1 protein-coding gene is annotated in these 516 nt (G+C 74.8%); it reads left to right on the top strand.

Annotation, left to right across the window (positions count from 1 at the left end; genetic code table 11):
* Window positions 1–516: streptophobe family protein (locus C1J00_RS44075; RefSeq protein ID WP_219728423.1), on the top strand; the 516-nt coding region annotated here is incomplete at both ends.

The following is a 516-nucleotide window of genomic DNA, read 5'->3' as shown; positions in this document are numbered from 1 at the left end:
GCGGCGGCGTACGCGGCGATCGGCGACGACCGTCCCGAGCGCATCGCCGGCGCGGCACTGCTCGGGGCGCCGAACGGGGTGTGGCTGGGCATCCCGCTCGGCCTGCTCGTGCCGTGGGACGGACGCGCTACGGGCGAACTGATCCGATTCCTGCCGGACCCGCTGGACGACCTGCTCGGTGCCGGGTCCGAACGGCCGGTGACCTTGAGCAGGCTGGCCGAGCTGGACGGCCGGGTGTGGCTGCTGGTGGTGGCGGCGGGGTTGACGATGCTGCTGGCCGGTGTGCTGACGGGAGCACGGACGCCGGTCGGCGATGAGCCCGGTGCGCTGCGTTTCGCGGGGCGGTGCGCTCTGCGGCTGGGGCTCGCGACGGCGCTCGCCCTGCCGTTGCTCGCCTGGCTGACGGACGTGTCCGTGACCGCCTCCCTGTCCGTGCTCGGCTTCGATGCCTTCGGCGGGGGCATCGAGCTGCACGGCCACCTGGGCCTGGCCCTGCTGCTGGGCGCGGTGTGGGGC

The sequence above is a fragment of the Streptomyces cahuitamycinicus genome (genome assembly GCF_002891435.1).
Classification (GTDB): Bacteria; Actinomycetota; Actinomycetes; order Streptomycetales; family Streptomycetaceae; genus Streptomyces; species Streptomyces cahuitamycinicus.
Note: the sequence above shows the minus strand (reverse complement) of the source record. Positions and strands in the feature narration are given on the sequence as shown.